Below are 25,272 nucleotides of genomic sequence, written 5' to 3'. Positions count from 1 at the left end.
GCCGTACTTCACGGAAACGCCAGCCGTCCGGTCTGGATGAACCACATCACGCTGGTCAGCGTGACCACCGAGGCAAACGTCCCGAGCAGCACTGCAACCGAGGCGGATTCGATCCAGGCGTCATTCTGCCGCGCGATGACGAACACGTTCAGCGCCGGGGGCAGCGAAGCCATCAGCACCGCGGTCGCGGCCCAGGGCTGCGCGAACGGGCCGAACGCCAGCATCAGCGCGAATGATGCGAGCGGATGGACGAGGAGCTTTACCGCGATCACGCCCGGCACTTCCCAGGGCACGCGATTGAACGGCCGCAGCGCCACGGTGACGCCGAGCACGAACAGCGCGGTCGGCGCGGCGGCATTTTGCAGGAAGGTGATGGTGCGATCGAGCGCGACCGGCAGCTCGATATGGAGTGCCGCGACAGCCGCGCCAAAGCAGGCCGACATGATCAGCGGGTTGAGCAGGATCTGCCTCAGCACGACGCCGAAGGCGTGCAGGATCGAGGGATGATCGCGGTCGGATAGCTCGATCAGGAGCGGTACGATCGTGAACAGGAAAATGCTGTCGCAGCAGAAGATCAGCGCGGTCGGCGCCGCAGCCTTCGGTCCGAGCACCGCGAGTGCGAGCCCCGGGCCCATATAGCCGATATTGCCATAGCCGCCGGAGAGCCCCGCAAGCGTCGCCTCGCGCAGCGACAGCCGGCCAAGGACCTTCCCGACCACGAGCGCAATACTGAATGCTGCAATCGTCGACAGCGTGGTCGCAACCAGAAACGGCGGGTTGTTCAGCTCGGAGAACGGCGTCTTCGACATGATCGCAAAGAGCAGCGCCGGCAACGACACGTAGAGCAGGAAGAAGTTCATCCAGGCGAGGCCTGATTCCGGCAGGGACTTGGCCTTGCCGCAGGCGAAACCGACGAAGATCAGGCCGAAATAAGGTAGGGCCAGATTGAGGATATCGACCATTAATGAAGTGATTTCTGAGGCAATGGGAGCTGTCCGCCCGCCCTTCGCGGGTTAATTCCAAGGAAGGGCACTAGCATCGGCCACAATCCTGGTCTATCGACGAAGCATGATTAAAGCGCGGACCGCCAAATTCCAGATCGGACAGGTCGTGCGCCACCGGATCTTCTCGTTCCGGGGCGTGATCTTCGACATCGATCCGGAATTCAACAACACCGAGGAATGGTGGCTGTCGATCCCCGAGGAGGTCCGGCCCCACAAGGATCAGCCGTTCTACCATCTGCTGGCGGAGAACGCGGAATCCGAATACGTCGCCTATGTCTCCGAGCAGAACCTGTTGCCCGACGATTCCGGCGAGCCGATCCGGCATTCGCAGGTTGCCGAGATCTTCGTGAAGGACAAATCGGGCGGCTATCGCCCGCGTAATCCGTCGCTCAACTGACCCCTTTCGAATTCGGCCAATCAAGCCAATAAAAAAGGCGCTCAATCGAGCGCCTTTTTCGTGTTCTGCGTCGACCCGATTACTTCTGGGCCGAAGGCGCCGGCGCTGCCTGACCGCTCTGCTCGAGCTTCTTGCGCTGCTCGTCGGCCTTCTTCTGAAGCTCTTCCTGGAGCTTCTTCTGGTTCTCTTCGAACACCTTGGGATCGGTCGGCGGACCGTCATAGGCCTTGGCGAACTCGCCGGCCAGCGGCAGCGGCAGCGTCAGCGGCGCGCCATTGGCGTTGATCGCCTGAACCACCAGGTTCTGGCCCTTCTTCAGGTTGTTGATGAGGTCGGGCGTCGCTTCATAGTCCGACATGCAGCCGTTGGCGAAGCAGATCACGTAGGGGCTCTGCAGCGGCGGATTGTTGTCGACGATGATGCGGGTGCCGTGCACGAGCTGCATGCCGAGCGGCAGCGTGACGCGAAGAATCTTCTTCGGCTCGCCTTCCGGCTCGATGATCACGGCGGCGATCACGGGCTGGCCGGACTCGATGCGGCCGTCCTTGCCGGTGAAGCAGACCTGCTTGGCGTTGGCGTCCTGGCCCTTTAGGCAGAACTTTGTCCAGGGCGCGTAGATCAGCTGGACCTGCTGCTGTTGCTGGTCGGCGGGCGGCGCGCCGGCCGGCGGGGCGCCGGCGGCGGGTGCCTGGCCCTGGGCCTGCGGCGCCGGTGCGGCGGACCCAGGCGCCTTGGGAGCTGCCTTCGGCGCGGCTTTCGGCGCAGCCTTCGGCGCCGCCGGAGCAGGCGTTGCGGTCTGAGCCTGGGCGGCGAACGGAACAGCAAGTGCCGAGACCGTCAACAGGGCGAGAAGGCGCCCGCGCGGCCGGACCGACGCGGCCAAAATACGGAAATTCATTGCGGAAAACCCTTTCTGAACGGGAAGTGCCCGAACCGCTCGTAAGCACCGAAACTGAGCCGCCTTGGCGCGGCTGTCTCCCCATCAATAGAGGCGGAAACGTGACAAGTTCGACGCTCCTGCGCGATTGCCCGCCTTCTTAACGTGGCGGACGAAAAGATCAATGCCGACAAGCATGTTTGAAGTGGGCAGAGAGGCTTAAGACGAAGGCCTATGCTAGGGTTTGGGCGTGACCGGTCCCCGAATCAATCCGCGCGCCGTTGTTCATGTCTGAGAGCGTGCGCCTGCCAGCCGTGGTCTGCGTGGCGCTTGCTCTCGCATTTGCGGGCTTGACGTCCGTTCCGGCCAAGGCAGCCGAAAGCTACGCCATTGCCATGCATGGCAAGCCGGCGCTGCCGCCCGATTTCACCCATATGCCCTACGTCAACCCCGATGCGCCCAAGGGCGGCCGGCTGATTTGGTCGGTGCTCGGCACCTTCGACAGCCTCAATCCGTTCATCGTCAGGGGCATCGCGGTCCAGCACGTCCGCAGCTACGTCATCGAAAGCCTGCTGGCACGCGGCAATGACGAGGCCTTCACGCTGTATGGCCTGCTCGCGAAGACGGTCGAAACCGACGACGACCGGACTTACGTGACATTCCACCTCGATCCCAGAGCGCGGTTCTCCGACGGAACGCAGGTCGCGGCCGATGACGTGCTGTTCTCCTGGCAGCTCCTGCGCGACCATGGCCGGCCCAACCACCGGCAATATTACGCCAAGGTCGCCAAGGCGGAGGCGCCGGATCCCCTCACCGTCCGCTTCGATCTCGCTGGGGCCAACGACCGGGAACTGCCGCTGATCCTCGGACTGATGCCGATCCTGCCCAGGCACGCCGTCGACGTCGCGACCTTCGAGGAGACGACGATGACCGGCCCGGTCGGCTCGGGCCCCTACCGCGTCGGTGCGGTCAAACCCGGCACCAGCGTGACTCTGACCCGCAATCCCGACTATTGGGGCCGCGACCTGCCGGTCAATCGCGGCCTCTACAATTTCGACGAGATCAGGCTCGATTATTATCGTGAGGCCAACGGCCAGTTTGAAGCCTTCAAGCGCGGCCTCTATGATTTTCGCGTCGAGACCGAGCCGCTGCGCTGGCACGACGCCTACGACTTTCCCGCCGTCAAGGCTGGCGAAGTGATCCGCGACACCATCAAGCCGGGCGTGCCGCAGCCCTCGGAATTTCTGGTGTTCAACACCCGCCGGCCGATGTTTGCCGACATCCGCGTGCGCCAGGCGCTGACGCTGCTGTTCGACTTCGAGCTGGTCAACCGCAGCTACTTCTTCGGGCTCTATTCGCGTGTGGCCGGCTACTTCGCGGGCTCGGACCTCTCCGCCTATGGCCGCCCCGCCGATGCACGCGAGCGGGAACTGCTGAAGCCTTACGCGGCGCAGATCCGGCCGGACGTCATGGACGGCAGCTATCGCCTGCCGGTGACCGACGGCTCGGGCCGCGACCGCGCGACGCTGCGCGCGGCGCTGAAGCTGCTATCGGAGGCTGGCTATGATCTCGACGGCACGGTGCTGCGCAACCGCGCAACGAAAGCGCCTTTCACCTTCGAGATCCTAGTGACGACGCGCGACCAGGAGCGCATTGCGCTCGCCTTCGCGCGTGACCTCAAGCGCGCCGGCATAGAGCCGAGCGTGCGTTCGGTCGATCCGGTTCAGTTCGACCAGCGCCGGCTCGGCTACGAGTTCGACATGATCCAGAACCGCTGGGACCAGTCGCTCTCGCCGGGCAACGAGCAATCGTTCTACTGGGGCAGCGCCGCCGCCGACAATCCCGGCACCCGCAATTACATGGGCGCAAAGGACCCGGCCGTCGACGCGATGATCGCAGCCCTGCTGGAGGCTCGTGATCACACGGATTTCGTCTCCGCCGTGAGGGCGCTGGACCGCGCCCTGATCGCCGGCTTCTACACGATCCCCCTCTTTAACGTATCGGAGCAATGGATCGCGCGCTGGAATCGGATAGAACGGCCATCGGTCACCGCGTTGTCCGGTTATCTGCCGGAGACTTGGTGGCAGAAGGCGAACGCCCAGAGCAAGCAACAAGGCAACTAACCAGCGACGTGATGCCGTGAACCAGCCAGTATCGCCGACGCTCGACACGCTGTTCCAGCGGACGCTGGCCCGCCAGCCGCATGCGCCCGCGCTGTACGATCCCCTCAACAAGATTCGCATCACCGGGCATCTGCCCAGGCGCTTGACCTATGCCGAAGCCGATCGGGCGATCGAGGCGCTGTCGGCCCATTTCGTCGAGTCCGGCCTGCCGGCCAACTCCGTTATCGCCGTGCAACTGCCGAGCACGGTCGAGTTCGTGCTCACGGTGCTTGCGGCCCATCGCGCCGGCCTCGTCGTCGCCGTGCTGCCGCTCTTGTGGCGGCACGCGGAGCTGACCGCGGCGCTCAACCGCACCGCGGCGCGTGCGATCGTCACCATGAGCAAGGTCGACGGTGTGATCTACGCCGATCTCGCCATGCATGCCGCGGCAGAAGCCTTCTCCATCCGTCACGTCTGCGGCTTCGGCACCGATCTGCCGGAAGGCATGGCCTCGCTCGACGATGTTCTGTCGCGCGCGCCCGGCACGACGCGCAGCGTCATCCAGGACGGCCGTAAGGCGGCGATGATCTCCTTCGACGTCACCGCGGAAGGCTTTCGTCCAGTGCCGCGGCCGCATTTCAGCATCATCGCGGCCGGGCTCGCGATGTCGCTCGAAGCCGACATTCCGCAGGGCGCGACCATCGTGTCGGCATTCACGCCGATGTCGTTTGCCGGCCTCGCCTCCTCGCTTGCGATCTGGCTACTGTCCGGCGGAACGCTGGCGCTGCATCACCCCTTCGACAGCGAGGTGCTGGAGCAGCAAGTCAATGAGCAGGGCTGCGAGGTGTTGATCGCACCCGCCCCGCTCGCCTTGCGGCTCGGGGAAGCCGATCTCGCGGCGCGGATGCCGGGTTTGCGCAACGTCGTCGGCCTGTGGCGCGCGCCGGAACAGGTGGCGGCGAGCGACGCCTGGATCGCACCGCATGCGCCATTGACGGACGTCTATTTGTTCGGCGAAGCCGGCTTGTTCGGGGCGCGGCGCGGCGAGGACGGCATGCCGGTGCCGGTGATGCCGGGGCCGCATGGCGCCCCGCGGGAGCAGTCCGGCTCCTCTGTTGCGGGCGAGATCCTGCTGACGCCGAAGGGCACGCTCGGCCTGCGCGGTCCGATGGTGCCGATCGCGGCCTACGCCCCGCCGCAACCGGTCGGCGACACCCTGACGGCGCAACCGCCGCGCGACTATGTCGACACCGGCTACGCCGCGCGGCTCGATCGCCCGAGCGGAGCGATCTGCATCACGGCGCCTCCCTCCGGCATCATGGCCGTCGGCGGCTACCGCTTCCTGTCCAACGACTTGCAGGAATGGGCGCGCCGCCTCGGCCAGGGCGCGTTGCTCACGGCGCTGCCCGATCGGCTCTCCGGACACCGTCTGGCCGGGCGCGCCCAGGACAACGCAAGGGCCCGCGAGGCGCTCAGCGAACTCGGGCTTAACCCCCTGATGGTCGAGGCTTTTCGCGACCGCACCGGGCCCGGTTGAAGCGCTTTTCATCGCGTCCGTTGACCGGGCATTAAGACGGCACGACTAGATTGCGCGGCATTCGCGTGCGTAATCAGAGCTTGATATGTCCCAGGCGGGCCCGATCCTCTTTGTGTCCAATGCCCAGCGGCCGGCCTTCGTTTCGGCGCTCGACGAGGCCCGGCTTTTTCCCGTCATCGATAGCGATTGGGCGGGTGCGGCACGCGCCGTCGAAGAGATCCAGCCGGCCGCCGTCGTCGCTGCGCTTGCCAGTGGACATGAGCTGCATCTTGCCGCTGTCGCAAAGGCGATCGCGGGCCAGACGCTCTATCTGCCCCTGATCATCGTCGATCCCCAGACAGCCCTGCCCCACAACGCGCTGCCGTTCACGCTGCGCGGCAACAATTCCGACCGCCTCATCGCGCGGCTGCGCGCCGCGATGCGCGTCCGCACTCTGCACGCGACCGTGCTGCGCCGCCTGCCGGAGACAAAGGTCTCGCTGCCCGATTCCGACCCCGCGCGCGACGCGACCGTCCTGCTGATCGGCCGCGGCTCCGCCTATCCGGCCCTCTCGGTCGCACTCGGCGAGCGCATGGGCGTGATCGGAGCGCTCTCCATCGAAGCCGCCGCAAAGCATCTCAACACCCGCGACATCGACGGCGTTGTGCTTGCCGAAGGCTTTACCGCCCGCGTTGCCGACGCTTTCCTCACGGTGCTCGCGGAAGATACCCGCTTCCGCAACATGCCCGTGGTCGTCACCGCGCATCAGCTCACCCAGGTTTACGACCTGCCCAATCTCGAGCTCATTTCCGGCGATCCGGCGCAGATTGCCGCCAACGCGCTGCCGCTGATCCGTCAGCACGCGATGGAGGCGCAGTTCAGCCGCACGCTACGCTCGATCGACGCCGGCGGCTGGCTCGATCCGCGCAGCGGCCTGCTCACGCCGGAAGCCTTTGCCCGCGATTTTTCCAAAGCGGTCGAGCAGACGCTCGCCCGCGGCGGCGGCCTGTCGGTGGCGCGCTTTGCTTTCGATGCCCGCAATCCACGCGCGCAGTTGGATGCCGCGCGGATCCTGAGCCGGCTGATGCGGCAGATGGATTTCGGCGCCGCGCAGAAGGATGGCTCCGTCATCGTGGTGTTCGCGGAGACCGATTTCCGGACCGCCCACATGATCGCCCGCCGCCTCTCCGCCGTGATGCGCCATACCTCCAACGGCAAGCGCGAGCCGCGCTCAGAGCCCGTCGTCAGCGTAGATTCGCTGTCGCCGTCGGATACCGCGAGATCGCTGCTGGCACGCTTGTCGGCCGAAGCTCCGCGCGCGGCGTCGTAGCGATCACCTCAATCCGAAAGCAACCATCATCTCGCTGAGATCATCCGAGGGCAGTGTGCAGTTCGTTCACAGAGTCGCACTCCTCATCTTTCTCATGCCAATGAATCTGATTGGACCTGCGCTGGGCGAAGAGATTCCGCGACTGCCGGATGGCCGATATCTGGTCCAAGTGAAGGACGTGCTCATCGCTCTCCCGGAGGAAGAGCCGACAAGGAGAATGACCACGTTCGACGTATCGACGCCGCCCGGAAAAAGCCCATTCGAATTTACTCTCACTGATCTGGTTGGCGACCCCAATCGCTATGCCCCAAGGCTGCGGTCGTCAGATTGGAGTTCCGTCCGTGCTTCACCAACGCGCCCGCGCGAAATCTTGGGCGAAGAAGTCATGAAAGGCGTCATTGGCGTGGGCGTCGTCAGTGGCTTGGACACGAACTGCGAAGCATGGCTGCCCCAGTGGGCGCGTTATCGTGAAGTCGCTATGGGTCTACCGGCAGACCAATACGGTTGGACCAGGCAGGACGACCACCGAAATCCTCCAACGAGCACCTTCGTCAAGTTTCTTGACCAGGGCGAACGATTGAAAAGTCGATACTACCCGCTCAATTGCGATTTCTCAGGAGGCTGTTTGCTCAAGGCCTGCCGTGACGGCCTGACTGCCTGGATTCGGATCTATTCATCCAACAAAGGCCAAGGCGAGGACTATTCAGTAAAGGACTTCGATCAGCAGATCGCTAGCGGGATCAAGGTGCTGGAACGCATGGTCGTGAATCGGCCTATCGATCTCGCACATCACTAAACTTGAGGCCGAGGTCAGAGCCTCGCGCCTATCGATCCCGGCTCAGCGGCGCACCGTTTCACGCTGCGCCGCGTCCGGGACACGAGAATGCCTACGCCGCCTTCTTGCTCGTGGCGAGCTGCGCGAGCTGGCGCAGGATCTCGGTCGTGCCCGCGAGGCGTTCTTCCGGCGTCTCCCAGTCCTGGAAGAACACCACCTTCATATCGGGCCGCACCTTCGCGGCCTCGCCGTGGCTGCGAATGAACGACACCAGGCGGTCCGGATGGGCAAAGGAGTTGTCGCGGAAAACGATCACCGCGCCCTTCGGGCCGGCATCGACCTTCTCGATATTGGCGCGACGGCAATAGGCCTTGATCGCCGCGATCTTGAAGAGATAGCGCACTTCGTCGGGCAACACGCCAAAACGGTCGCGCGTCTCGGCGGCAAAGTTCTCGATCTCCTCCTCGGTGTCGAGATCGGCAAGCCGCCGGTAGAGCGACAGCCGCACCGAGAGGTCGCCGACGTAATCTTCCGGAATGAGCACGGGCATGCCGATCGTGATCGAGGGCGACCAGCGGTCGGCCGCGGGCTCGGAGACGCCTGCCTTGAGGTTGACGATCGCCTCTTCCAGCATCGATTGATAGAGCTCGAAGCCGACCTCCTTGATGTGGCCGGACTGCTCCTCGCCGAGCAGGTTGCCGGCACCGCGGATGTCGAGGTCGTGCGAGGCGAGCTGGAAGCCTGCGCCAAGCGTCTCCAGCGATTGCAGCACGGTGAGCCGGCGCTCGGCCTGCGCCGTGATCTTCTGCTGCGCCGGCAGCGTGAACAGCGCATAGGCACGCAGCTTCGAGCGGCCGACGCGGCCGCGGAGCTGGTAGAGCTGGGCAAGGCCGAACATGTCGGCGCGATGCACGATCAGCGTGTTGGCGTTGGGAATGTCGAGGCCGGACTCGACGATCGTGGTCGAGAGCAGGATGTCGAACTTGCCGTCATAGAACGCCGTCATGATGTCCTCGATCACTGCGGGCGGCATCTGCCCGTGCGCGACCGCGACCTTCATCTCGGGCACGTTCTTGTCGAGGAAGTCCTTGACCTCGGCGAGGTCGTCGATCCGGGGCACCACGTAGAACGCCTGTCCGCCGCGATAGCGCTCGCGCAAGAGCGCCTCGCGGATCATGAGCGGATCGTGCGGGGCGACGAAGGTGCGCACCGCGAGGCGGTCGACCGGGGGCGAGGCGATGATCGAGAGCTCGCGCACGCCAGTGAGGGCGAGTTGGAGCGTGCGCGGGATCGGCGTCGCCGATAGCGTCAGCACGTGCACCTCGGAGCGGAGTGCTTTCAGCCGCTCCTTGTGGCTGACGCCAAAGTGCTGCTCCTCGTCGACGATGAGCAGCCCAAGGTCGCGGAACTTGATCGCCTTGCCGAGCAGCGCGTGGGTGCCGACGACGATGTCGACCGAGCCGTCGGTGATGCCCTTCTTGACCTGGTTGAGCTGCTTGGTCGGGATCAGGCGCGAGGCCTGAGCCACCTGCACGGGGAAGCCGCGGAAACGCTCGGTGAAGGTCTTGTTGTGCTGGCGGGCGAGCAGCGTGGTCGGCACGACAACCGCGACCTGCTTGCCTTCGAGTGCGACCGCAAAGGCGGCGCGCAAGGCGACTTCCGTCTTGCCGAAGCCGACGTCGCCGCAGATCAGGCGGTCCATCGGACGGCCGCGCTCGAGATCCTTGAGCGTGGACTCGATCGCCCCGAGCTGGTCCTCGGTTTCGTCATAGGGGAAGCGCGCGCAGAATTCGTCGTAGAGGCCGGGCTGCACCGGCAGCTTTGGCGCTTCGTGGAGCTGGCGCTCCGCGGCGATCTTGATCAGTTCGCCCGCGATCTCGCGGATGCGGTTCTTCAGCTTGGCCTTGCGGGTCTGCCAGCCGCTTCCACCGAGGCGGTCGAGCTCGACCGTGGTCTGGTCGGAGCCGTAGCGCGAGAGCAGCTCGATGTTCTCGACCGGCAGGAACAGCTTTGTCTCGGCGGCATAATGCAGCTCGAGACAATCGTGCGGCGCACCGCCGACCTCCAGCGTCTGCAAGCCGACGAAGCGGCCGATACCGTGATCGACGTGGACGACGATGTCGCCGGCGCTAAGGCTCGTCACTTCCGAGATGAAATTGTCGAGCTTGCGGCTCGCCTTGCGCGGCCGCACCAGGCGATCGCCCAAGATGTCCTGCTCGCTGATGATGGCGATCTCGTCGGTCTCGAACCCGCTTTCGAGGCCGAGCACGGCGAGCATGGTCTCGTTGCGCGGGGTCGCCTGCACGGTGCGCCAGCTATTGACGCTGGTCGTATGCGTCAGCTTGTGGTCGCGCAGCATCGAGGTCATGCGGTCGCGCGAGCCTTCGGTCCAGAGCGCAACGACGACTTTTTTGCGCTGGGCTTGCAAGGCCATCACGTGCGCCACCACGGTCTCGAACACGTTGACGGTGGTGTCGTTGCGCTCGGGCGCAAAGTCGCGGCCCTTGCGCGCGCCGGCGTCGATGACACTGGTGCCGTCGGCGGGTACCGAGAACTGCGTCAGCCGCACCAGCGGGATCGCGCCCTCGCGCTTCGCCCATTCCTCTTCGGTCAGATACAGCCGGTCGGGCGGCAGTGGCTTGTAGACGGCGCCGCCGGCCCGATGCTCCAGCGCATCGCGGCGCGCCTCGTAGTAATCGAGAATCTGCTTGAAGCGTTCGCGGATCGCGTCCTCGGCTTGCGGCTCGATCGCGACGGCCGCGCCTTGCAGATAGTCGAACAGCGTGTCCATCCGCTCCTGGAACAGCGGCAGCCAATGCTCCATGCCGGGATGGCGACGGCCTTCGCTGACGGCCTCGTAGAGCGCATCGTCGCGCTCGGGCGCACCGAACTCGGCGACATAGCCCATGCGGAAGCGGCGGATGGTTTCGGTGACGAGCTGGAATTCCGAGATCGGCACCAGGTCGAGCGAGCGCATGTCGAGCATCGTGCGCTGGGTCTCGGCATCGAAGGAGCGGATCGATTCCAGGCTGTCGCCGAAGAAGTCGAAACGGACGGGCTGGTCGAGGCCCGCGGGGAACAGATCGAGGATGCCGCCGCGCACGGCATATTCGCCGGGCTCGCGTACGGTCGAGGAGCGGCTATAGCCGTTATGCTCGAGCCAGGCGACGATGGTGTCCATCGGCACGACATTGCCCGGCGCGAGCGAGAGCGCCTGCGCCGCCACCAGGTCGCGCGAGGGCACGCGCTGCACGATGGCGTTCACCGTGGTCAGCACGATCAGCGGCTTGTCACTGCCGGTGAGCGAGGCGAGCCGGGCAAGCGTGGTCAGGCGCTGGGCCAGGATGCCGCCATGTGGCGAGACGCGGTCATAGGGCTGACAGTCCCAGGCCGGGAACTGGAGCACCGGCAGATCCGGCGCGAAGAATTGCAGCGCACGCTCGAGCTGCTGCATGCGCGGACCGTCGCGGCAGATCACCGCCAGGCTGACGGCGGCCTTCTTGGGTCGCGCCGCGATCGCGCGCGCGAGATCGGAGACGACGAGCCCCTCGGCGCCCTCGGCGACATTGGCAAGCGTCAGCGCACGGCCGGGCGCCAGCGATTCGGCCGGCGATTTCAACGGCTGTTTCATGCGTTTCCATCCGCGATCGGAAACGCCTTGATGCGGGCAAACAGGGTGCCTGCGACATCAGCCGGCAGCACCTTGTCGCCGGTGATCGCGGCATAGAGATCGGGATCGTTGACCTCGAGCAGGCCCTCGAGCTCGGCGAGCTCGCCCTCGGACAGATTGCCGATCTCGGCGTCCGCAAAGCGGCCGAGGATAAGGTCCATCTCGCGCGTGCCGCGGTGCCAGCAGCGGAACAGAAGCCGCTTGCGGCGCTCGTCCAGGCCACCGCTCGATCGTGTCGTTCCCGTCATGTCCGTGATATCCAGTCCAACGCCAAAAGCCCGGACGTGCCGGGCGGGGGTGATATAGCGACTGAGGCGACCGATGCCAGCCCTTTGTTGCCGCGGCTCACGGTTCTCAAATCATCATGACCCGGGCCGCTCGCCCGATGAAAAAAGCCGTGGATGCCCGGCATAAAGCCGGGCAAGACGGGTTGAAACGATCCTAGATTCGCCTCATGCGCCCCAGCCTGCTCAATCCGCTGTTTGCTCCCGTGACCAGCCTGCCCGGCGTCGGGCCGAAGCAGGACAAGCTGTTGCGCTATCTGCTCAGCCGCGATGAGACGCCGCGGCTGGTCGATCTCCTGCTCCATCTGCCGAGTCAGGTCATCGACCGCCGGGCGCGGCCAAAAATCCGCGACGCCGTGCCCGGAACTGTGGTGATGCTTGAGGTGACGATCGATCGCCATCGCCCGCCGCCACCGCGCAATGCGCGCGCTCCTTATCTCGTCTACGCCAGCGACGACACCGGCGACGTCGTGCTGACCTTCTTCCGCGCCAAGCCCGGCTATGTCGAAAAGCTGCTGCCGGTCGGCGAGAAGCGCTACGTCTCCGGCACGCTCCAGATGTACGACGGCATTCCGCAGATCGTGCATCCCGACCGCGTGCTGGACGAGGAGGCCATCGCTAGGCTCTCGGGAATAGATCCCGTTTATCCGCTCACCGAAGGTCTGGCGCTCGGTTCGCTTCGCCGCGCGATCGCGCAGGCTCTGCAAAAGCTGCCGGCCTTGCCGGAATGGATCAGCCCGGAGGTCATCCGCCGCTGCCACTTCCCGCCAATCGCGGAAGCCCTCACCCGCGTCCATCAGCCAGTTGAGCTCACGGACGTCCTGCCCGACCAGCCGTTCTGGTCGCGGCTTGCCTTCGACGAGCTGCTCGCCGGCCAGCTTGCGCTGGCGCTGATCCGCGCACAGCTGCGCCGGCCAGCCGGCGTGCGCAACGCCGGCGACGGTCATTTGCGCAACAAGATCATCGACGCCCTGCCCTACGCACTGACGCCGTCCCAGCGCAGCGCCGCGGCCGCGATCGCCGACGATCTGCAACAGCCCGTGCGCATGCTGCGCCTGCTTCAGGGCGACGTCGGCTCCGGCAAGACCGTGGTGGCGCTGTTAGCTGCCGCCGCCGTCGCCGAAGTCGGCAAGCAGGCCGCGCTGATGGCACCGACAGAAATTCTGGCGCGCCAGCACATCAAGACCATCGCGCCGCTCGCCGAGCGCGCCGGCCTGCGGGTTGCGATCCTCACCGGGCGCGAAAAAGGCAAGGAGCGGCGTGATATCCTCGCGCGGCTTGCCGAAGGCGAGATCGACCTTCTGGTCGGAACCCACGCGCTGATCCAGGACGACGTGATCTTCAGGGCGCTCGCGCTTGCGGTGGTCGACGAGCAGCATCGCTTTGGCGTGCGCGAGCGGCTGGCGCTGACCTCGAAAGGCGAAGCGGTCGACGTGCTTGTGCTGAGTGCCACGCCGATCCCGCGCACGCTGGTCTTGACCTATTTCGGTGACATGGATGTCAGCGAGCTGCGGGAGAAGCCGGCGGGCCGCCAGCCGATCGACACCCGCGCGGTGCCGATCAGCCGGCTTTCGGAGGTCATGGACGGCGTTGCCCGCGCGCTGCAATCCGGCACGCTGGTCTACTGGATCTGCCCGCTGGTCGAGGAATCCGAGGCCGAGGGCACCGAGCATCTGACCAATGCAACCAAGCGCTTCGAGAGCCTGCAGAAGCGTTTTGGCGATCGGGTCGGCCTCGTCCACGGCCAGATGAAGGGCACGGAGAAGGACCGCGTGATGGCGCAGTTCGCCGCCAACGAGATCGGACTTCTGGTCGCCACCACCGTCGTCGAGGTCGGCGTCGACGTGCCGGCTGCCACCATCATGGTGATCGAGAACGCGGAACGTTTTGGCCTTGCCCAACTGCACCAGTTGCGCGGCCGTATCGGACGCGGCTCGGAAGCCTCCACCTGCCTCCTGCTCTACAGCGAGCCGCTCGGCGAAATGTCGAAAGCGCGGCTGAAGGTGATCCGCGAGACCACGGACGGTTTCAGGATCGCGGAGGAAGATCTGAAGCTACGCGGCGAAGGCGATGTGCTGGGGGTGCGCCAGAGCGGCCTGCCCGGCTACCGCATCGCGCGCTCCGAGGTCCACAGCCAGCTCATCACGCAGGCCCGCGACGAAGCGCTTCGCATCATGAAGGACAATCCAAGACTACAGGGTGAGCGCGGCGATGCACTGCGCTGCCTGCTGTATCTCTACGAACGCGACGAAGCGATCCCGCTGATCGGTGCGGGCTGACACGATGATGTCCGTCCTGCAGGGATTGATCCAGTAGTCCATTACCCGAAGCGACCCTTCTGCGCTCCAAGCATCTTTGATAGACGCGCAGGTCAAACTCGCGCATGACGCGTTGAAGGTCTTGGCCACAGCGCCGCAAAAGGCCGGCAGCCATTCGCGACATTCGGCCTCACGGCCAATTCGTGAACCTCCGAAAGACCGAGCCGGACCCACTTGCAAGCGGTGTTCGTTCGCCCGGAGGTATTATGGGGCGGCGTTGCGGAACATCATTCGAGTCTCCCTTGTTGCGGGCTGGCTCACATTCAAGATGGACCACCCGTGGTATAAGTCGGGCATCGCAGGTCAAGGAGGCAAAGGCATGTGCTGCTTCGGAGAGGCGAAACTCATCTGATGATCGCTGACCGAGCACACATCGGAACTATCCGTGCATCACTGCTGGAGGTACATCATGCAGTTCGTGTCCGCCGAATGGCAGCCCACTTCAACAGCTCCATCCGACCGAGATCTGGAAATCTGCGCGCTGGACTTTGATGGTATAGTCCATGCGCTTCCTTTCCCTTGTCACACGGACGGATCCAACTTGGTCGACGGTCGGGGCAAAATGCACGCCGACATTCAGCCGACCCATTGGCGCAAATGGGCTGACTCACGCTAGCCCATCGGCCAACGCAATCCCCGCGCGGCCCGAATGCGCGAGCATGAACCTTCCGTGCTCGGCTTCGGTCCAATCGTTGGCGGGGAACATGCACTCCAGCCGCAACTCTTCGGCCGTGATCGCCTGGGGCGTTCCGACGCCCCTTCTAATCAGCAACGCAGCGGCCGTCGCCGGACTTGCGAGCCCGCCTCACCCCTGCTTCTTTGCCGTTCTTTCCGCGAATGCCTTCAAAAGCCCCGCATCTGCGCCCTCGCCCTTGGCATCCTCGGCGAGATGCTCAAACCAGCGCGCAAAGCCCTCATAGATCTGGCTGGCCGGATGTGCTGGCCCCAGGAATCCGGAAATCTCCCGCATCTCGGCGACCCAGCGATAGGCCTTCGGGATCATGTCCGGCAGCGCGACCTCGAGTCGCGCCAGGATCGCGGGCTGGCTCAGCGCAAGCTCGTCGCGGAGCGCATCGGCCGCGCCCGCTTTCGTGGCGGCAGCGACCATGGCCGAACCGATGCCCGCAAGACCCTTGACGATTCCGGCGTAGGACATCTTCAGCGCGGAGGCAGCGCCGACCGGTCCCTCGACGATCCGCAGGTCGAGACCAAGCTGCCTCAGCACGGCCAGATCCTTCGCGTGCTCGCCGGAAACGTAGAACGCCGGCCCCTTGCCACCCGGCTGCGGCGGAAAGCCGATGATGCCGGCATCGACGAACGGCGCCTGCGCCGAGCCGACGATCCCCTCGATTCTGAGCACGGTATCGACGTTGACGGCATTGCAGTCGACGACGAGCGGCTTCTTCTCCCGCTTCACGATGATTGCGGCCAGCCGTTCGGCGAGCGCCACGGCCTCACCCGGCGGCACGATCGACAGGATGATGTCGCAGCCCGCGATGTCGGTATCTTCGGCGGCGATCATGCCTGCCTCCGCCGCCCGCTTTGCGGTTTGCTCGCTACGACCCTTCAGTGAGGTCAGCACGCACGCGCCGTTTTCACTGAGGCGGCGTGCGACCGCGCTGCCCATGGCGCCGGGCGCGAGGATCGCGATGGTTGGGGACATGGCTCACTCCAGTTCAAATGCGAACGCGATCTGCGCTTCGTCATCTCGAATGATAGCAGAGTGAGGGAACCGCAAAGCGAATGCCGGCCATCCCGCGGGGGAATGACTGACGCTCAATCCACCTTGACGGGCTCGGGGCGCACGGCGGCGGCATTGGCAATGCGGGCGGCGTTCGCCACGCCCGCAAGCGCGGCGATCTTCTTCGGATCGGGGCTCGATCCCGGCTGTACCACGCCCGCCGACATGATCAGCGTCGCGGCGTCCTCCGCGCTCAGCTCGACCTCGATGATCTTGCTCTTGGGCACATAGAAGAAGAAGCCGGTGGTCGGGTTCGGCGAGCACGGCAGGAACACCGAGACATGCTCCTCCTGACCCGGCAGACTGCGGGCGATGTCCTCGCTCGGCGATTGCGAGATCAGCACAATCGACCACATGCCCGGCGAGGGAAACTCAACGAGACCCACTTTCCGGAAGCTCGACCCCTTGCCCGAGAACAGCGTCTCGAACACCTGCTTCAGGCCGCGGTAGATGGCGCGCACGGCCGGGATCCGGCCCAGGAAGGTCTCGCCGACATCGACCAGGGTCCGGCCGATCAAATTGGCCGCGAGGAAGCCGACCAGCGTCAGCGTGAAAAATGCGACAATCAGTCCCCAGCCGGGAACACCGTACGGAAGATAGGTTTCCGGCCGATAGGCCAGCGGCACGAACGGCCGCACCACGCCGTCGACCCAGGTGACGAACCACCAGACCAGATAGAGGGTGATCGCGATCGGTCCCGTAACGACGAGCCCGGTGAGGAAATAGTTGCGGAATCGGCCCATCAGGCCGGTATGCGGCTCCGGCGGCAGGTCTTCGGCAGGCACAGGCGGGGACGCGTCGTCACGGGCGGTCATTCGGGTTCCAAGTCGGTCGCAGCACTCTAGCTAGGGTCTTCTAGCAGATTTTTGAAGGTGCAAGGCGACCGCACCCGCTTTCGTCCTGTCCCCATCCCTGCCTATTCGACGGTCACCGACTTGGCGAGATTGCGCGGCTGGTCGACGTCGGTGCCCATCACCACCGCCGTGTGGTAGGCCAAAAGTTGCACGGGGACGGCATACACCATCGGCGTGAAGGCTGCTGGCATGTCGGGCATGACGATGGTGACGAGCGAATCGACCGTCGCCTCGGCCGCGCCCTTGGCGTCCGTCATCAGAATGATGTTGCCGCCGCGGGCGGCGACTTCCTGCATGTTGGAGACGGTCTTCTCGAACACGCGATCGTGGGGCGCAATGACGACGACCGGCATGGTTTCGTCGATGAGCGCGATCGGCCCGTGCTTGAGCTCGCCGGCGGCATAACCCTCGGCGTGGATGTAGGAGATCTCCTTCAGCTTCAGAGCGCCCTCGAGCGCGAGCGGGAAGCTGGTGCCGCGGCCGAGATAGAGCACGTCGCGCGACTTGGCGATCCTGTGCGCGAGCTTCTCGATCTGCAATTCGGTGGTGAGCGCGTCTGCCATCAGGCGCGGGATCTCGACCAGGCCGTGCACGAGCCGGGTCTCGTCCTCCTCGGACAATTCGCCGCGCGCCTTGCCGGCCGCGACCGCGAGCGAGGCGAGCACCATGAGCTGGCAAGTGAAGGCTTTTGTGGATGCGACGCCGATCTCGGGACCGGCTAGCGTCTGGAGCACCGTCTCGCTCTCGCGCGCGATCGTCGAGGTCGGCACGTTGACGACGGCGAGCGTGTGCACGCCTTCGGCCTTGGCATAGCGGAGCGCGGCGAGCGTATCGGCGGTCTCGCCCGATTGCGAAATGAAGATCGCCAGATCGCCCTTGCGCAAGGGAGACTCGCGGTAGCGGAACTCGGAGGCGACGTCGACCTCGACCGGCAGGCGCGCCATACGCTCGAACCAGTATTTTGCGACATAGCCGGCGTAGCTCGCCGTGCCGCAGGCCGTGATCGTGACGCGCTGGATGTCGCGGAATTCGAACGGCAGCTTCACCGGCAGCGACACCCGCTCGGATGCCATGTCGACATAGCGGGCCAGCGTGTGGCCGATGACCTCGGGTTGCTCGTGGATTTCCTTCGCCATGAAGTGGCGGTAGTTGGCCTTGTCGACCAGCGAGGTCGAGGCCGCATGCTTGATCTTGTCGCGCTGGACGGCGCGGCCGTCCTTGTCGAAGACCGCAACGCTGCTCCGGGTCAGCACGACCCAGTCGCCGTCCTCGAGATAGCTGATCGTATCGGTGAACGGCCCGAGCGCGATCGCGTCCGAGCCCAGGAACATCTCGCCATCGCCATAGCCCACCGCGAGCGGCGGACCGTTGCGGGCGCCGATCATCAGATCGCCCTCGCCTGCGAAGATGAAGCCGAGCGCGAACGCGCCGCGCAGCCGGCCCAACGCGAGCTTCACCGCCTCGACCGGCTTGTTGCCACGCCCGAGCAGATCGTCGACCAGGTGCAGCACGATCTCGGTGTCGGTCTCGGTACGGAATACCGTGCCCTTCGCTTCGAGTTCCTCGCGCAGCTCGCGGAAATTCTCGATGATGCCGTTATGGACCACCGCGACGCGCTCGGTGGCGTGCGGATGGGCGTTATGTTCGGTCGGCTTGCCGTGGGTGGCCCAGCGGGTGTGACCGATGCCGGTCGTCCCCTTGAGCGGCTGGTCGCGCAGCCGCGCCTCGAGGTTCTTCAGCTTGCCTTCGGCGCGGCGGCGCTCCAGGTGGTCGCCTTCGAGCGTGGCAACACCCGCGGAGTCGTAGCCGCGATATTCAAGCCGCTTGAGCGAATCCACCAATTGCTCTGCAACCGGTTCGCGCCCGAGAATGCCGACAATCCCGCACATGCGGATCAATATCCCCCAAATCGTCGAAAAATCGTCAAAACGACGCGATCGGTTTTTATCGAAACTCGTAACGAACCAGATACTCAATAATTATTGCGGATTACGACAGCACCAAATGGCGGTAGCCCTAACGTGCGGCCAATTGGCTGGCCTTTAACCGCGCGTATTAACCGGCTGTCAACAGATTTGGCCAACGATTCCTTGCCCGGAGATCAAGGCCATGAAGCGCTCGTCCGATCGCAAAGGTCTGTCATCGATGTATGTGCATGCCAGCGAGACCACTGGCACGCACCTGGCGCATTGGCCGCCGCCCCAACGTGGCAAGGAGAGCAAACCCGTATTCGTCAAGCACCAGGCCGGCGAGCCCGCGAAGCGCGCCAAACCGCGCGGCTGGCGCCTGACACGCGCCATCTTCTCGGAATTCTCCGAGGACGAATAGGCGCGGCTCAGCCTTCGGATTTCTTCTTCCCCGTCTTCATCTCGCGATACCGCGCAGCGCCGCCTTCGCGGATGGTCTGCTGGTTGCGTTCCAGCGCCATCGCATCGTCAGGCACGTCCTTGGTAATGACGGAGCCCGAGCCGATATAGGCGCCGTCGCCGATTTTGACGGGGGCGACCAGCGAGGAGTTGGTGCCGACGAAGGCGCCCTTCCCGATCAGCGTCTTGTGCTTCTTGAAGCCGTCGTAGTTGCAGGTGATGGTGCCGGCGCCGATGTTGGAATTGGCGCCGACGGTCGCGTCCCCGATATAGGAGAGATGGTTGACCTTGACGCCGGCTTCCAGCGTTGCGGCTTTGGTCTCCACGAAATTGCCGATGCGGGCGCCGTCGCCGAGCGAGGTGCCGGGTCGCAGGCGCGCATAGGGACCGATTGAGACGTTCTTGCCGAGCGAAGTCTCGACGATGTGCGAGAAGGAGTGGATCACCGTTCCGTCAGCAATCGACACGCCGGGACCGATCACCACGAAGGGCTCGATCGTCACGTCCTTGCCGAACGTCGTGTCGGCGGCGAGATAGACGGTTTCCGGCGCGATCAGCGTGACGCCGGCGTCCATCGCGGCTCTTCGCAGCCGCGCCTGCATCACGCCCTCTGCGTCCGCAAGCTGCGCCTTGGTGTTGATGCCGCGCACCTCGTCTTCGCTGGTCTCGACCACCATGGCCTCCCATCCCTGTTGGCGGACGATCCCGACCGCGTCCGTCAGATAATATTCGCCCTTGGAGTTCGCCTTGCCGATCTTGTCGAGGATTGCCAGCGCGCGGCGCCCGTCCAGCGCCATCACGCCGGCATTGCACAACGTGATCTTGCGCTCGTCAGTGCTCGCATCCGCATGCTCGCGGATCGCGACCAGACGATCGCCGTCGACAATGAACCGGCCGTAGCCAGTCGGATCGGCGGCACGAAAGCCGAGCGCGGCAAGCGCCGCGCCGCTCGCGAGCGGCGCACGCAGCCGCTCGAAGGTCCCGGCCGAGATCAGCGGCGTGTCGCCGAACGCGATCAGAAGATCATCCGCACCGCGCGCGATCGCCTCGCGCGCCGCCAGCACCGCATGCGCGGTGCCGAGCCTCTCGGCCTGCACGAAGGTGAGCGTGTCGGGTCGGATGCGCCGCGCTTCATCTGCAACGGCCGCATGGTCGGGCCCAATCACCACCGCAAGCGACGTGCCAGTTCCCTGCGGCGCGGCCGCGAGCACATGAGCGAGCAGCGACTGCCCCGCCACCGGATGCAGCACTTTTGGCAGGCTCGATCGCATGCGCGTGCCTTCGCCGGCAGCGAGTACGATGGTGAGGCTGGAGCGGGCGGTCATCGAGATCCCCGGTGATTCCAATGTCGGCCGAATCGCTTCTGATCGGCGCGAGCTGCTTTACGCGTCGTCATAGAGGCGTTTTGCTACCCCCGCAAACGCCCAGAATTCAAGTGCATCCCGCTTTTCCTGTTAATGTTCCGTGATTGATTCGGGGAAGCTCGACAGGGCTGGGCACTTAACAATCATGGCAAAAGATTCCGACCCACTGGCCGGCGTCTTCGAGACCAAGGAATCCGGCGGTCTTCTCGCCGGACTCCTGGCTGAGGAGAACGAATTCGATCGCCGTATGATGTGGCGGCTCGGCTCGTGGGGCGCAGGGGCCGTCGGCGCCGTGGTGATCGCCGTCATGGCCAGTCAGGCGCAACTCGGGTGGCGGCGCGACCAGGTCGCAGCCGCCGATCTCACGCGCCAGGCCGACCGGCTCCAGATGCTGACAAGGGAAAGCCAGAGCGAAGCCCGCAGACTGGCGTCCGCGATCGAGACGCTCAACACCGATCGCGACCGGCTCTATTCGCGCGTCACGGTTTTGGAGCAAGGGCTCGATTCCGTCACCGGCACGATCGCAAAGCAGAATGCAGCGTCGTCGCCGACGCCTGCAGCCAAGCCGCAGGAGACGGCGGCGGCCGCCGCGCAGCCGACGCCCTCACCTTCGCCCGCTGCCCCAAACGTCGCGCCGGTCGCCTCGACGCCCGCTGCCGGCGACAAGCCCCGCGTGGACGCCGCCAAAGAGCCGGCCAGGGAACTGAACAAGGAACAAAGCAAGGAACAGAGCAAGGATCAGTTCAAGGAACAGATCAAGCAGCAGGCGGCTCCGCTGCCCCAGACCGCTGCTGCGGCATCGCTCGTTCCGCAATCCTCGATACCGCCTGCCGGGCTGCCAACCATGCCGCTGGTTGCGTCCAAATCGCTTATGGCGCCGCCCGATCCCGCCGCAGCCAGGCTGGTCCAGCCGGAAACGGCAGACAAATCGGAGAAGGCTGACAAAGCCGACAAGACGGAGAAGCCGGAAAAAGCCGAGCAGCCAAAGGCAGACGCGGCGTCGCCGACCGAGGTCGCGACGGCGTCTCCCGCTGCCGAGCCCGAGGCCGCCGAGAGCGAGCAGCCAGCGCCGGCGATATCAGTGCAGCAGACCCGGTTCGCAGTGGATCTCGGCAGCGCCAACTCGATCGGTGGCCTGCGCGCGCTGTGGCAGGGCTTGATCAAGTCCAACCCGGAGATCGTCAACCTCCGGCCGATCATCATGATCAAGGAAAGCAAGACAGGCACCGGCATGCAGCTCCGCCTCGGCGCCGGTCCGCTGGTGAATGCGGCCGCCGCTGCCAAGATCTGCGCCGGCCTCACCGAGAACGAAAGGGCCTGCGAGACGACCGTGTTCGACGGCCAGCGGCTGTCGATGCGCGGCCAAGAGGCTGCGCCGCAGCAGGCCTCTCCCCAGGCCGAGACGCCGCCGACCACAGCCAAGCCGGAGAAGCCGCAGCACCGGCGGAGCTACTCTTCGAAGCGCACCAAGCGCGAGGAGCCGCCTCCACCCCCGCCGGCAGCGGCCGCGCCTGCGCCCAAGCAGGAGACGACGGCCGCCTCGACCATATCCTCATTCTTCAGTCGAAACAAAAACTGAAGTCAGATCAGTCCGTTATCGCGAGACTCTGAGACAAACTCACAGAGCCTGCGCGGACCCTGTTGCCCACATCCGCCTTCCCGACCATATTGGCCCCATGAAGAAGAAACCGTTCCGCCTCACGCCCTACCAGGTGCAGTTCCTGCTCGTGGTCGGCTTCGTCACCGTCGGCTACGCGCTCTATTTGCGCTATTTCGCCCTCGAATTCTCGCAAGTCTCGCTCGCCTGCGACGCCGGCCTGCAGACCGTGATGTGCAAGGCGCGCGCAACCGCGACCGTGCTGTTCAAGAACTCGGTGTTCGGCATCGTCGCGCTGGTGATTGCGACGCTGAACCTGATGCGGCCCTCGATCGTGCTGCTGACGCTGGGCGTGATCGCCGCAGGCCTCGGCATCGTGCTCTACAACATCGTGTTGTCGGGGCTCGCGATCGGGCTGCTTATTCTGGGCTTTGCGCGGCCCGCGCCCGCCACAGCGTAAGCGCGAACAGCAGATACATCGCGCAGGTCCACAGCGACTGCCAATTGTCGCGCCCCTCGTTGATCAGCACGTAGGTCGCCGACAGCGCCAGGAGGCCGGCAAAAACCGATTCCGCGATCGGACGTACGCCGGTCTGCGGGCGGTTCAGCATCAGAAGCGCAAACGGCACCACCGCCATGGTCAACGAGGCGAAAGGAAAATCGCGGTAGCGCGGATCGAACGCGAAGCCGAGCGCGGTCTCGGCTGCGATCACGGCGGTCACCGCGAGCGTTAGCCCAAGCGCCGCCGTGAGCTTCGACCATTTGCGCTCCTCGCGGGGACCCAGGATATCGAGGAAGGTCGGCAGTCCGCGTCCCGACACCAGCGCCTGTGCGCAGAAGATCGGCGACAGCACGCCGGCGGCAAGCAGCGCACCCCATTGCAGCCAGCCGCCCAAGCCGTAGCTCTCGTAGTACATCTTGTCGAAAGCGATGCCGAACAGCATGCCGGCTGATGTCGCCGAGATGCCGACGCCGAGCCATGCCGAGAAGCGCGGCGTCCAGGGCCGCCGGCGCAGTGTCAGGCCCGCGACTGCGAACACCAGCACACTGACGGCCATGCCGGCGCTCATGTACCATTTCCAGTACGGGAAATTGCTGATCGGCTCGCCCGGCGGATATTTGAGCTGGCGGCGGACGGAATCGATGAAGCCCCAATAGCCGCCTACGGTGCCTTCGATCTGGCGCTTCCAGGGCTGGTCATAGGCCTCGATCAGGTTGACGCGAAAGCCCTGCGCCTTGGCGAGGGTCAGGATTTCCGACACCACGCGCGCCTGGTTGGTACGCGAGGGCAGCGCGCCTTCGCGCATCCGCCCTTCGCTCGGCCAGCCGGTCTCGCCGATCAGGATTTCCTTGCCCGGAAAGGCGACCGCCATGCGTTGGCGGATCTGCTCGACATGGGCGGCGGCGAACTTGGCGCGGATCGGAAAATCCTCCCAATAGGGAAGGATGTGGATCGTGACGAAGTCGACGGCATCGTAGACCTCGCGATTCTTCAGCCAGAATTCCCAGACGTCGGCGTAGGTCACGGGAACGGCAACCTGCGCCTTGACCAAACGGATGACGGCCACGAGATCGGCCGTGGTCATCTCGCCGCGCAGCAGCACCTCATTGCCGACCACGAGCGAGGTGATGGTGTCGGGGAAATCCTTGCTCAGACGGACCGCGGTCGAGACCTGGGAGAAGTTCTTGGAGCGGTTGCTACCGAGCCAGATGCCCTGGATCACCTTCAGCCCGCCGACCTTGGTGGCGATCGCGGGCACCTGATCGAGCCCGTTCTCGATCGAATAGGTGCGGACGCAGTCGGTGATCTCCTTGAGCTGCCGCAGATCCTGCTCGAGCTGGTCGGCCTCGATATGGGTCGAGGGATCGAGCGGCGTCTGGCCGCCGCGGAACGGCGCGTAGGAGACGCATTGCAGCTTGGAACTGGGATCGATGGGGGCGCGCGCGAGCGTGATCGGCGTGGCCAGCCACCACCACACGGCAGCAATCGCACCCAACGATATGAGCAATAGCGCCAGTGGCGTACGAACAGTAATCGGTTCCGTCCTCCGCGAAGGGTCCGTCGATTACCTGCTTGCGGGCCATCTGCCAAGGGGGGCCAGTACAGCCAGGCGGCAATTGCACCTGCCATTCCGCCCCTTATCGCCTGCGGCTCTTCGACCGGCGCATAGCATGGTGACTTTGCTGGACAAAATTCGAAATACCAGTCATGGGATTCAATGGGACTTTTCCGCCGCATTGGAGACCCATTTGGACGGCATCACACCGCGCGTCCGTGGCGTTCTCGCGCAGGCGGCCAGAGAGATCGGGGAATTTATGCGGCGACGGGTGCTTGAGTTGACGAATGCGGTCCTGCGGCATGTTGCCGTCCCCTCCCTTGTCGTTGTGCTCGGCCTGTCAAGCGCGTTCGCCCAGAGCGGCGGTCCCGCCGCCCAGGATCAGGGCAAGCCGGCCGCAAACGCGCCTGCCGATGCCGCCAAGGACGCCAGCCAGAACCAGCGCCGGACCGACGAGTTCGCCGAGGCTGCGCAGGCCATCAACGGCCCGGCCGGAAACCCCGAATGCGTCTGGCTCGGCCGCCGCGTGGTGCGGCTGATGTGGCGGGATGATCTCGATACCGCCTTCCGCCATCTCGATCTCTACGACCGCTTCGGCTGCCCCGGCGGCCACATTCAGGCGGCGTTCCGCTGCCTGACTCGCTTTGGCGGCCAGATCGATCCCAAGGTCGCCGAGACCCTGGACAGCCGTGTGCACGCCTGCTGGATCAATCCGGCGGCACAGCCCCAGCAGGCGGCCGCCGCGGTGTCCCAGCCGCCGGTGCCGACGACCGGCACCTCGCCGCAGCCGGCGGCAAGCCCTGCGCCGGCCGCGAGCCCCTCGCCTGCCGCGCCCCCAAAATAGCCGCGATCACTTCACGCGCCGTTCAGGAACGATGGGCGATACCGGCGATTGGCACTGCTCGTGCTTTTCAAATCGTCGGTGCCCTTAAAAGGCCATGCCGCTAAACGACACGGCGTCATGACAGTTGTGAAAAGGCGTGGCAGAGGTATGTTCCATTTGCCGCGGACTCGGTCGGA

General features: G+C 65.1%; 19 protein-coding genes. 10 read left to right on the top strand and 9 right to left on the bottom strand.

Annotated features, from left to right (window positions below):
• Window positions 1-8: 8 nt before the first annotated feature.
• Window positions 9-962 (bottom strand): AEC family transporter, encoded by a 954-nt coding sequence (locus NLM33_RS05140; RefSeq protein ID WP_254095048.1) that lies wholly within the window; start codon window positions 960-962, stop codon window positions 9-11.
• 106 nt (window positions 963-1,068) lie between these two features.
• Here NLM33_RS05140 and hspQ point away from each other — a divergent pair, with 106 nt between their 5' ends.
• Window positions 1,069-1,401: a heat shock protein HspQ gene (gene hspQ / locus NLM33_RS05135; RefSeq protein WP_027523411.1), complete on the top strand. Its 333-nt coding sequence runs from the start codon at window positions 1,069-1,071 to the stop codon at window positions 1,399-1,401.
• Window positions 1,402-1,480: 79 nt separating this feature from the next.
• Here the strand turns inward: hspQ and NLM33_RS05130 are convergent, their stop codons facing one another.
• Window positions 1,481-2,299: an invasion associated locus B family protein gene (locus NLM33_RS05130; RefSeq protein WP_254095047.1), complete on the bottom strand. Its 819-nt coding sequence runs from the start codon at window positions 2,297-2,299 to the stop codon at window positions 1,481-1,483.
• 266 nt (window positions 2,300-2,565) lie between these two features.
• On the opposite strand from NLM33_RS05130, the gene NLM33_RS05125 reads away from it, so the two are divergent.
• The 4 genes from NLM33_RS05125 to NLM33_RS05110 all read left to right on the top strand — a co-directional run bounded on the left by NLM33_RS05125 (window position 2,566) and on the right by NLM33_RS05110 (window position 8,022).
• Entirely contained in the window at window positions 2,566-4,401 is a 1,836-nt protein-coding gene (locus NLM33_RS05125) for an extracellular solute-binding protein (protein WP_254095046.1), read from the top strand.
• A 16-nt stretch (window positions 4,402-4,417) separates the two neighbouring features.
• On the top strand, window positions 4,418-5,917 hold the full coding sequence (locus NLM33_RS05120; protein WP_254095045.1) for a class I adenylate-forming enzyme family protein: 1,500 nt from the start codon (window positions 4,418-4,420) through the stop codon (window positions 5,915-5,917).
• Window positions 5,918-6,002: 85 nt separating this feature from the next.
• Window positions 6,003-7,226 (top strand): GGDEF domain-containing protein, encoded by a 1,224-nt coding sequence (locus NLM33_RS05115; protein WP_254095044.1) that lies wholly within the window; start codon window positions 6,003-6,005, stop codon window positions 7,224-7,226.
• Window positions 7,227-7,281: 55 nt separating this feature from the next.
• Window positions 7,282-8,022: a hypothetical protein gene (locus NLM33_RS05110; RefSeq protein ID WP_254095043.1), complete on the top strand. Its 741-nt coding sequence runs from the start codon at window positions 7,282-7,284 to the stop codon at window positions 8,020-8,022.
• 91 nt (window positions 8,023-8,113) lie between these two features.
• Here the strand turns inward: NLM33_RS05110 and mfd are convergent, their stop codons facing one another.
• Window positions 8,114-11,632, bottom strand: coding sequence for a transcription-repair coupling factor (gene mfd, locus NLM33_RS05105; protein ID WP_254095042.1), 3,519 nt, complete (start codon window positions 11,630-11,632; stop codon window positions 8,114-8,116).
• A complete protein-coding gene (locus NLM33_RS05100) occupies window positions 11,629-11,919 on the bottom strand; it encodes a succinate dehydrogenase assembly factor 2 (RefSeq protein WP_254095041.1) in 291 nt (96 codons plus the stop codon). Before NLM33_RS05100 ends, mfd begins: the two co-directional genes overlap by 4 nt.
• A 206-nt stretch (window positions 11,920-12,125) precedes the next feature.
• Here NLM33_RS05100 and recG point away from each other — a divergent pair, with 206 nt between their 5' ends.
• Complete coding sequence (recG, locus tag NLM33_RS05095; protein ID WP_254095040.1) at window positions 12,126-14,234, top strand: ATP-dependent DNA helicase RecG; 2,109 nt, start codon at window positions 12,126-12,128, stop codon at window positions 14,232-14,234.
• 844 nt (window positions 14,235-15,078) lie between these two features.
• Here the strand turns inward: recG and NLM33_RS05090 are convergent.
• From NLM33_RS05090 to glmS, 3 genes are all read right to left on the bottom strand, one after another.
• Window positions 15,079-15,936: an NAD(P)-dependent oxidoreductase gene (locus NLM33_RS05090; protein WP_254095039.1), complete on the bottom strand. Its 858-nt coding sequence runs from the start codon at window positions 15,934-15,936 to the stop codon at window positions 15,079-15,081.
• A gap of 113 nt (window positions 15,937-16,049) precedes the next feature.
• On the bottom strand, window positions 16,050-16,829 hold the full coding sequence (locus NLM33_RS05085) for a DUF502 domain-containing protein (protein ID WP_254095038.1): 780 nt from the start codon (window positions 16,827-16,829) through the stop codon (window positions 16,050-16,052).
• Between the two features lie 101 nt (window positions 16,830-16,930).
• A complete protein-coding gene (glmS, locus tag NLM33_RS05080) occupies window positions 16,931-18,757 on the bottom strand; it encodes a glutamine--fructose-6-phosphate transaminase (isomerizing) (protein WP_254095037.1) in 1,827 nt (608 codons plus the stop codon).
• Window positions 18,758-18,977: 220 nt separating this feature from the next.
• Here glmS and NLM33_RS05075 point away from each other — a divergent pair, with 220 nt between their 5' ends.
• Entirely contained in the window at window positions 18,978-19,196 is a 219-nt protein-coding gene (locus tag NLM33_RS05075; RefSeq protein WP_254095036.1) for a hypothetical protein, read from the top strand.
• A 7-nt stretch (window positions 19,197-19,203) separates the two neighbouring features.
• Here the strand turns inward: NLM33_RS05075 and glmU are convergent, their stop codons facing one another.
• Window positions 19,204-20,559: a bifunctional UDP-N-acetylglucosamine diphosphorylase/glucosamine-1-phosphate N-acetyltransferase GlmU gene (gene glmU, locus NLM33_RS05070; RefSeq protein WP_254095035.1), complete on the bottom strand. Its 1,356-nt coding sequence runs from the start codon at window positions 20,557-20,559 to the stop codon at window positions 19,204-19,206.
• A gap of 184 nt (window positions 20,560-20,743) precedes the next feature.
• Here glmU and NLM33_RS05065 point away from each other — a divergent pair, with 184 nt between their 5' ends.
• Both NLM33_RS05065 and NLM33_RS05060 read left to right on the top strand, forming a co-directional pair.
• Entirely contained in the window at window positions 20,744-22,177 is a 1,434-nt protein-coding gene (locus tag NLM33_RS05065; RefSeq protein ID WP_254095034.1) for a hypothetical protein, read from the top strand.
• A gap of 97 nt (window positions 22,178-22,274) precedes the next feature.
• Window positions 22,275-22,655, top strand: a complete 381-nt coding sequence (locus tag NLM33_RS05060) for a hypothetical protein (protein WP_254095033.1) — start codon at window positions 22,275-22,277, stop codon at window positions 22,653-22,655.
• Here the strand turns inward: NLM33_RS05060 and NLM33_RS05055 are convergent.
• Window positions 22,615-24,174, bottom strand: coding sequence for a beta-(1-6) glucans synthase (locus NLM33_RS05055; RefSeq protein ID WP_254095032.1), 1,560 nt, complete (start codon window positions 24,172-24,174; stop codon window positions 22,615-22,617). The genes NLM33_RS05060 and NLM33_RS05055 overlap by 41 nt on opposite strands.
• Before the next feature lie 337 nt (window positions 24,175-24,511).
• On the opposite strand from NLM33_RS05055, the gene NLM33_RS05050 reads away from it, so the two are divergent.
• Window positions 24,512-25,096 (top strand): beta-1-3, beta-1-6-glucan biosynthesis protein, encoded by a 585-nt coding sequence (locus tag NLM33_RS05050; RefSeq protein ID WP_254105657.1) that lies wholly within the window; start codon window positions 24,512-24,514, stop codon window positions 25,094-25,096.
• Window positions 25,097-25,272 lie beyond the last annotated feature (176 nt).

Origin of the sequence: Bradyrhizobium sp. CCGUVB1N3 (assembly GCF_024199925.1) — a bacterium.
Taxonomy (GTDB): Bacteria; Pseudomonadota; Alphaproteobacteria; order Rhizobiales; family Xanthobacteraceae; genus Bradyrhizobium.
Note: the sequence above shows the minus strand (reverse complement) of the source record. Positions and strands in the feature narration are given on the sequence as shown.

Coding starts and splice junctions, on each gene's coding strand:
- NLM33_RS05140 (WP_254095048.1), bottom strand. CDS start 962: ATGGTCGATATCCTCAATCTGGCCCTACCTTATTTCGGCCTGATCTTC.
- hspQ (WP_027523411.1), top strand. CDS start 1,069: ATGATTAAAGCGCGGACCGCCAAATTCCAGATCGGACAGGTCGTGCGC.
- NLM33_RS05130 (WP_254095047.1), bottom strand. CDS start 2,299: ATGAATTTCCGTATTTTGGCCGCGTCGGTCCGGCCGCGCGGGCGCCTT.
- NLM33_RS05125 (WP_254095046.1), top strand. CDS start 2,566: ATGTCTGAGAGCGTGCGCCTGCCAGCCGTGGTCTGCGTGGCGCTTGCT.
- NLM33_RS05115 (WP_254095044.1), top strand. CDS start 6,003: ATGTCCCAGGCGGGCCCGATCCTCTTTGTGTCCAATGCCCAGCGGCCG.
- mfd (WP_254095042.1), bottom strand. CDS start 11,632: ATGAAACAGCCGTTGAAATCGCCGGCCGAATCGCTGGCGCCCGGCCGT.
- NLM33_RS05100 (WP_254095041.1), bottom strand. CDS start 11,919: ATGACGGGAACGACACGATCGAGCGGTGGCCTGGACGAGCGCCGCAAG.
- recG (WP_254095040.1), top strand. CDS start 12,126: ATGCGCCCCAGCCTGCTCAATCCGCTGTTTGCTCCCGTGACCAGCCTG.
- NLM33_RS05090 (WP_254095039.1), bottom strand. CDS start 15,936: ATGTCCCCAACCATCGCGATCCTCGCGCCCGGCGCCATGGGCAGCGCG.
- NLM33_RS05085 (WP_254095038.1), bottom strand. CDS start 16,829: ATGACCGCCCGTGACGACGCGTCCCCGCCTGTGCCTGCCGAAGACCTG.
- glmS (WP_254095037.1), bottom strand. CDS start 18,757: ATGTGCGGGATTGTCGGCATTCTCGGGCGCGAACCGGTTGCAGAGCAA.
- NLM33_RS05075 (WP_254095036.1), top strand. CDS start 18,978: ATGAAGCGCTCGTCCGATCGCAAAGGTCTGTCATCGATGTATGTGCAT.
- glmU (WP_254095035.1), bottom strand. CDS start 20,559: ATGACCGCCCGCTCCAGCCTCACCATCGTACTCGCTGCCGGCGAAGGC.
- NLM33_RS05065 (WP_254095034.1), top strand. CDS start 20,744: ATGGCAAAAGATTCCGACCCACTGGCCGGCGTCTTCGAGACCAAGGAA.
- NLM33_RS05060 (WP_254095033.1), top strand. CDS start 22,275: ATGAAGAAGAAACCGTTCCGCCTCACGCCCTACCAGGTGCAGTTCCTG.
- NLM33_RS05050 (WP_254105657.1), top strand. CDS start 24,512: ATGCGGCGACGGGTGCTTGAGTTGACGAATGCGGTCCTGCGGCATGTT.